This window comes from Actinokineospora sp., assembly GCF_052390155.1.
GTDB lineage: Bacteria > Actinomycetota > Actinomycetes > Mycobacteriales > Pseudonocardiaceae > Actinokineospora.
The window spans coordinates 212,988-219,298 of sequence record NZ_JBQTHF010000056.1 but is presented as its reverse complement, the minus strand read 5'-3'; the positions used below and the strand labels follow the sequence as shown (position 1 = coordinate 219,298).

Below are 6,311 nucleotides of genomic sequence, written 5' to 3'. Positions count from 1 at the left end.
TGTTGTGCACGATCTCCTTGCGCACATACACCGGCGGACCGTAGGTCTCCAGCGCCTTCTCCACCGTGATCACGGCTCGATCGACACCGGCGCAGTAGCCGCGCGGCTTGGCCAGCAGCACACGCTTGGTCGCAGCACTCATGCCCCCAGGGTACGGACGCCCGACCGCGCCGCCGCCCGGGTGTGGCCGGACCCTCGCTGTGCAGATCGGCCGGACTCGGGCAGGCTAGTGGCCATGAAGCCTCTCCCCCTGCCGTTGCGGATCGCGGCCGGGCTCGCGGTCACCGCGGTGGAACGTGCCCGCGACCTGCCGATGCGGATCGCCGGGCTGCCGGTGACGGTGGCCAGCCAGGCCCTGCAGGTGTCCATGCGGGTGCAGCAGCACGTGACCGAACTCGCCATCAAGGGCGACGGGGCGCTGGCCGCGCTGCGGCCGGTCGAGGAGACCCCGGATTGGGCGACGTTCGACGAGGACGCCGACACCGACCGCTACGACGTGAGCCGCCCCGCCTTCGACCGCGTCGAGGACCACGAGATCGACGCGGAGATCGTTGCCGAGACAATCGGCGCCGAGACAGACGCGGACATCGACCCGGACGACAGCGACCTGGCCGATGTGGACGCGAGCGCCGCGGACCCGTGGGAGCAGGAGGAGAAGGCGATCGCGGAGACGCCCGCCGCGGTGCCGAACTACGACGAGCTGTCGCTGCCGCAGTTGCGCGCCCGGCTGCGCGCGTTCGCCGTGTCCGACCTGGAGGAACTGCTGGCCTACGAGCGCGTGCGGCAGAACCGGCCGTCGTTCGTCGGCATGCTCACCCGCCGCATCGCGACGGTGCGCGACCAGCGGTGACCGCGCCGACCGCCGAGGAGCCCTGGCCGGTCCGCACGGTCGCCCGCAAGATCGCCGACTGGATCAACCGGCTCGGCACGGTCTGGGTCGAGGGCCAGGTGACGCAGATATCGGCCCGCCCGGGCACCGGCACGGCGTTCCTGACCCTGCGCGACCCGGCCGCGGACGTCTCGATGACTGTCACGTGTTCGACCGCGCTGCTGCGTCAGCATGAGCCGCCGCTGGTCGACGGCACGCGGGTGATCGTGCACGCGAAGCCGACGTTCTTCCTCAACCGCGGCACGCTGAGCCTGCGTGCGGACGAGATCCGCGCGGTGGGGATCGGCGAGTTGCTGGCGCGCATCGAGCGGCTGCGCAAGCTGCTCGGCGCCGAGGGCCTGTTCGACCCCAGACGCAAGCGTCGGCCGCCGTTTCTGCCGACCAGGATCGGCCTGATCACCGGCCGGGCGTCGGCCGCGGAGCACGACGTGCTGGCGAACGCGACCGCGCGCTGGCCCGCGGTGCGGTTCCGGGTGGAGAACGTCGCGGTGCAGGGCGCGCTCGCGGTGCCGCAGATCCTCGACGCGCTGTCCATTTTGGACAAAGACGCCGAGGTCGACGTGATCGTGATCGCCCGGGGCGGCGGCAGTGTGGAAGACCTGCTGCCGTTCTCCGACGAGGAGTTGTGCCGCGCGGTGGCCGCCTGCCGCACTCCCGTGCTCAGCGCGATCGGCCACGAGCCGGACACCCCGCTGCTCGACCATGTCGCGGACGTGCGGTGTTCGACGCCGACCGACGCGGGCAAGCGGGTCGTCCCGGACGTCGTCGAGGAGTCCGCGCGGGTGCGCCAGTTGCGCGACCGGGCCCGCCGCGCGCTGCACGGTTGGGTGGACCGCGAGTACCGCTTGCTGGCCTCTTTGCGCAGCAGGCCGGTGCTGGCCGACCCGCTGACGCCGCTCGACCGGCGCGCCGACGAGGTGTCCGCGCTGGCCGAGCGGGGCAGGCGGGCGCTGCTGGGCGGGCTCGCCGCGGAGCAGTCGACGCTGTCCAACACCCGGGCCCGCTTGACGACCCTGGGACCAGCCGCCACCCTTGCGCGTGGGTATGCGGTCGTCCAGCACACCGACGCCGACGGGACTCCCCGGGTTCTCCGCTCCATCGAGGACGCGCCGGAGGGTGCCCGGCTGCGAATCCGGCTCGCCGACGGCGCGCTGCACGCGGTCGCCACCGGCGATCGGGAATCGGCGGGTGAAGGGAGCTAGGCGGTGGCGAGACTCCATCGGGAACCGACGTTCCTGCCGCTCACCCTCGCCACGGCCCACTCGCTGTCCCGCGCGCCGGGCAGCGGCCTCGGCGACCACATGGTCCACATCAGTGCGCTGCGGGTGGACGCCGCCGCCGCCGAGTGCTGGGCCGCGCTGCTCGCCGGGTGCGACGCGCCGGGCCGCCACCTGCTGCCTGCCCGGCTGCGCGAACTCTCCGCGGCGGCCTCGGCCTACGCGGGCGAGTCCTGGTGGCACGGCGACGGCGCGTACCACCGCGGCCGGATCGAGCAGGCGCGGGTCACCATCGAGGAAGCCGTCGCGGAGCGCGACGGCGCCGAGTTCGCCGAGGCGTTCGTCGGCTACGACCAGGCGGTGGCCACCGCGCTGGTGCGAGTGCGCAACCGAGTGAGGAGTCCCGCAGGGTGAGCGAGCCAGGGTACGAGCAGGCGCGCGACGAACTGGCCGCCGTGGTGGCCAAGCTGGAAGCGGGCGGACTGTCCCTTGAGGACTCGCTGACCCTGTGGGAACGCGGCGAGGCGCTGGCGAAGGTCTGCGACCGACACCTGGCGGGCGCCCGCGAACGCGTAGAAACCGCCCTTGCAGCGGTGGAAGCGGGCCCCGACTAGTTCGCCGCGAGCGGTGTCGACGCGGGCAGTGCGGACGCCAGCGCGCGGAACTCGTCCTCGGTGCCGCTGCCGGTGATCAGCGTGCGCACCCCGGCGAAATCGGCGACCCACGCCCGCTCGTCGCGCCTGCCTGGGTAGACCGTCCACTTGGTACCGGCGACCTCGATTTCGCCCACCGGACCGGATTCCCGCCCGGTCTCGACCCGCACCAGGTCGGCGGCGGGCGCCGCGGACTGGCTCAATTGGACGAACCGCGCGGGCGTGAGCCAGCCCGCGCGGACCACCACCGACACCGGCTCGACCGGCGACGTGCTCGTCGAGTTCGCGCGCCACCCGGCGGGCACCTCGGGCAGCCGCAACGGGAAGTCGACGCCGCGCGCGGCGCGGCCGAGGTCGGCGCGCAGGTCGACGGTGGGCGCGGTGGCCGGGTCGGCCTCGGGTGTGCCGGGGCTGAACGAGCAGCCGCGGTTGAAGAACAGCAGCGCCCCGATGATCAGCAGCAAGGCCAGCAGCGACAGCACCATGTCGCGCAAGGTCTGGTTGGCCCGGTCCTTGCGCCGCGGAGGTTCGGGGGTCTGCGCCACGGTTCCATCGTCGCAGGCGCCCGCGTCCCGGGTGACGAGGGGCACGGCCGCGCGTGTGCGCGCCGACTGGTCCAGGTCTGGGAGGATGCGGATTGGTCTGTAATCGCCAAGGCCGCGCGTCGACCCGGGAGGCAGTATGAGCACCTCGACCCCGTCCACCAGCGCATCCGCACCGCGCAGACGGGAGGCGCCCGACCGCAACCTCGCGCTGGAGCTGGTTCGGGTCACCGAGGCCGCGGCGATGGCCGCGGGTCGCTGGGTGGGTCGCGGCGACAAGAACGGCGGCGACCAGGCCGCGGTGGACGCGATGCGCAAGCTGGTGGGCACGGTCACGATGCGCGGCGTGGTGGTGATCGGCGAGGGCGAGAAGGACGAGGCGCCGATGCTGTTCAACGGCGAGGAGGTGGGCAACGGCGAGGGCCCGGACTGTGACGTCGCGGTCGACCCGATCGACGGCACCACCCTGATGGCCAAGGGAATGCCGAACGCGATCGCCGTGCTTGCCGTGGCCGAGCGGGGCGCGATGTTCGACCCGTCGGCGGTGTTCTACATGGAGAAGATCGCGGTCGGCCCCGAGGCGGCCGACGTGGTGGACATCACCGCGCCCGTGGCGGAGAACATCCGGCGGGTGGCGAAGGCCAAGCACAGCGACGTGTCCGACGTGACGGTGTGCATCCTCGACCGGCCGCGGCACCACGACTTGGTGCGCGAGGTGCGCGAGGCGGGCGCGCGCATCCACTTCATCTCCGACGGCGACGTCGCGGGCGCGATCTCCGCCGCCCGCCCCAACACCGGCGTCGACCTGCTGATCGGCATCGGCGGCACCCCGGAGGGGATCATCGCCGCCGCCGCGCTCAAGTGCATGGGCGGCGCGATCCAGGGCAGGCTCTGGCCCACGGACGACGCGGAGCGGGCCAAGGCGATCGACGCTGGCCACGACCTCGACCGGGTGCTGCTCACCGACGACCTGGTCCGCGGCGACAACGTGTTCTTCTGCGCCACCGGCATCACCGGCGGTGACCTGCTGCGCGGCGTGCACTACCGCGCGGGCGGCTGCACCACCCAGTCCATCGTGATGCGCTCGAAGTCCGGCACCGTGCGCATGATCGACGGCTTCCACCGGCTGACGAAGCTGCGCGAGTACTCCTCGGTCGACTTCGACCGCACCGACGAGGAAGACGGCGACGAGTCGCTGCCCCCGCTGCCGTAGCCGCCCCCGGGGCTCGGTCCACGACAGTGTGACCGGGCCCCCGATCGGGTAACGGATTGATCGCGGTCGGCAACCTTCTGTACGACGCAAGCGTCTTCTCGGTGAGGGATTGTGTCACCGCAGGGTCGGCCACGGGGTGCCGACTGGGGCAGGCGAGGAGCCGACATGCAGGTCAAGAGGGTGGCCCTGGGGGCAGCGGTCGCCGTGGCCGCGCTGCTGTCCGCGTGCAGCACCGGGACGGCCGCGCCGCAGGCGCAGGTCAACACCACGACGACGACCACGAGTTCCGCCGCGCCCACCACCACGATGACGGTGGCGCCGACCACGACCACCACCACGGTCGCGCCGACCACGACCAAACCTCCGGTGACCACCACCAAGCCGAAGCCGAAGCCCACCAGCAAGCCCGCGCCGAAACCCGCCCAGGGCGCCCCGTGCAGCGCCACGGCCGACGCGTGCATCGACCTGTCGGCCAACCAGTCGTGGCTGCTGGCGGACGGCAAGGTGATCTACGGGCCGGTGCCGATCACCCACGGCCGCGCGGGCTACCGCACGCCGCCGGGCACTTTCCGGGTTTCCTTCAAGAACATCGACCACAAGAGCAGCATCTTCAACAACGCGCCGATGCCCTACTCGGTGTTCTTCAACGGCGGCATCGCCTTCCACGAGGGCAGCCTGCGCCAGACCTCGCACGGCTGCATCCACCTGTCCAACGCCGCCGCGAAGATGTTCTACAACAAACTCCGCGTCGGCTCCGTCGTCCAGGTGGTGCGCTAGTCACTCCGCGTTGCTGGAGTGGCCGGGGAACAGGTGTGCCTCCGGGTTGAGCGCGACCGCGATGTTGTTGACCGCCGTGGCGGCCTCGCCGAAGCCGGTCGCGATCAGCTTCACCTTGCCCGGGTACGCGGCGACGTCGCCCGCGGCGTAGACGCGGTCGCGGATCGTGCGCATCGTGGTGTCCACGGCGATCGAACGCTGCGTGATCTCCAGGCCCCACGACTCGATCGGGCCGAGGTCGGCGGTGAAGCCCAGCGCCGCCACGACCGCCTGCGCGGGCAGCACCAGCGGCCCGTCGACGCCCTTCACCGCCAACTCGACCTCGTGCAGCCCGGAGTCGTTGCCGCGCAAGGCAACCACCTCGGCGTCGACGATGACGCGGACGCCGAGCCCCTGCACCTCGCGGACGGTGGTGGCCATCGCGCGGAACTTGGCGCGGCGGTGGACCACGGTGACGCTGGTGGCGATCGGGTGCAGCGCGAGCGCCCAGTCGAACGCCGAGTCGCCGCCGCCGACGACCACGACGTCCTGGCCGCGGTGCACGTCGAGGGCGGGCACGAAGTGCACCATGCCGCGGCCGAGCCAGCCGTCGCCCGCGGGCAGCGGGCGCGGGGAGAACTCGCCGATGCCCGCGGTGATCAGCACCGCCCCGGCCCGCACCACGGTGCCGCCGTCCAGCCCCACCTCCAGCTTGCCGTCCACTTCGGACAGTGCGTGCGCCCGCCTGCCCAGCAGGTAGGTCGGTTTCCACTGCTCGGCCTGCTCGACCAGCCCGGCGACGAGATCGCGCCCGCGCACCGCCCGGAACCCGGCCACGTCGAAGATCATTTTCTCCGGGTACATCGCGGTGACCTGGCCGCCCGGCTCGGGCAGCGAGTCGACCACGGCCGTGGTCAGGTCGCGGAACCCGGCGTAGTAGGCGGCGAACAGGCCCGTGGGGCCTGCGCCGACGATGAGGATGTCGACGTCGGTCGGCGCGGTCATGCGTACCTGCTCTCGGGCGGGGCGGGCGTCCTGGGC

8 protein-coding genes and 1 pseudogene are annotated in these 6,311 nt (G+C 72.4%); 6 read left to right on the top strand and 3 right to left on the bottom strand.

The genetic code is table 11. The features are described 5' to 3' along the window. A pseudogene (locus ACT4N7_RS20100) lies at nucleotides 1-142 on the bottom strand (4-hydroxy-3-methylbut-2-enyl diphosphate reductase); the annotation flags it as partial. 93 nt (nucleotides 143-235) lie between these two features. On the opposite strand from ACT4N7_RS20100, the gene ACT4N7_RS20095 reads away from it, so the two are divergent. The 4 genes from ACT4N7_RS20095 to ACT4N7_RS20080 are packed head-to-tail and all read left to right on the top strand — an operon-like array spanning nucleotide 236 to nucleotide 2,720. Further along, on the top strand, nucleotides 236-850 hold the full coding sequence (locus ACT4N7_RS20095; RefSeq protein WP_444830313.1) for a lipid droplet-associated protein: 615 nt from the start codon (nucleotides 236-238) through the stop codon (nucleotides 848-850). Continuing rightward, complete coding sequence (xseA, locus tag ACT4N7_RS20090) at nucleotides 847-2,091, top strand: exodeoxyribonuclease VII large subunit (protein ID WP_444830312.1); 1,245 nt, start codon at nucleotides 847-849, stop codon at nucleotides 2,089-2,091. The genes ACT4N7_RS20095 and xseA overlap by 4 nt, the downstream gene beginning before the upstream one ends. A gap of 3 nt (nucleotides 2,092-2,094) precedes the next feature. Next, the gene (locus tag ACT4N7_RS20085; RefSeq protein ID WP_444830311.1) at nucleotides 2,095-2,520 is read left to right on the top strand and encodes a sugar ABC transporter substrate-binding protein; all 426 of its coding nucleotides are present in this window, start codon (nucleotides 2,095-2,097) and stop codon (nucleotides 2,518-2,520) included. Then, nucleotides 2,517-2,720 (top strand): exodeoxyribonuclease VII small subunit, encoded by a 204-nt coding sequence (locus ACT4N7_RS20080; RefSeq protein WP_444830310.1) that lies wholly within the window; start codon nucleotides 2,517-2,519, stop codon nucleotides 2,718-2,720. Before ACT4N7_RS20085 ends, ACT4N7_RS20080 begins: the two co-directional genes overlap by 4 nt. Here the strand turns inward: ACT4N7_RS20080 and ACT4N7_RS20075 are convergent. Then, a complete protein-coding gene (locus tag ACT4N7_RS20075) occupies nucleotides 2,717-3,304 on the bottom strand; it encodes a DUF4245 domain-containing protein (RefSeq protein ID WP_444830309.1) in 588 nt (195 codons plus the stop codon). The two genes, ACT4N7_RS20080 and ACT4N7_RS20075, sit on opposite strands and share 4 nt — an antisense overlap. 136 nt (nucleotides 3,305-3,440) lie before the next feature. Here ACT4N7_RS20075 and glpX point away from each other — a divergent pair, with 136 nt between their 5' ends. Beyond that, nucleotides 3,441-4,514, top strand: a complete 1,074-nt coding sequence (glpX, locus tag ACT4N7_RS20070; RefSeq protein ID WP_444830308.1) for a class II fructose-bisphosphatase — start codon at nucleotides 3,441-3,443, stop codon at nucleotides 4,512-4,514. A 165-nt stretch (nucleotides 4,515-4,679) separates the two neighbouring features. After that, a complete protein-coding gene (locus ACT4N7_RS20065) occupies nucleotides 4,680-5,291 on the top strand; it encodes a L,D-transpeptidase (protein ID WP_444830307.1) in 612 nt (203 codons plus the stop codon). Here the strand turns inward: ACT4N7_RS20065 and ACT4N7_RS20060 are convergent, their stop codons facing one another. Next, a complete protein-coding gene (locus ACT4N7_RS20060) occupies nucleotides 5,292-6,275 on the bottom strand; it encodes an NAD(P)/FAD-dependent oxidoreductase (protein WP_444830306.1) in 984 nt (327 codons plus the stop codon). Nucleotides 6,276-6,311 lie beyond the last annotated feature (36 nt).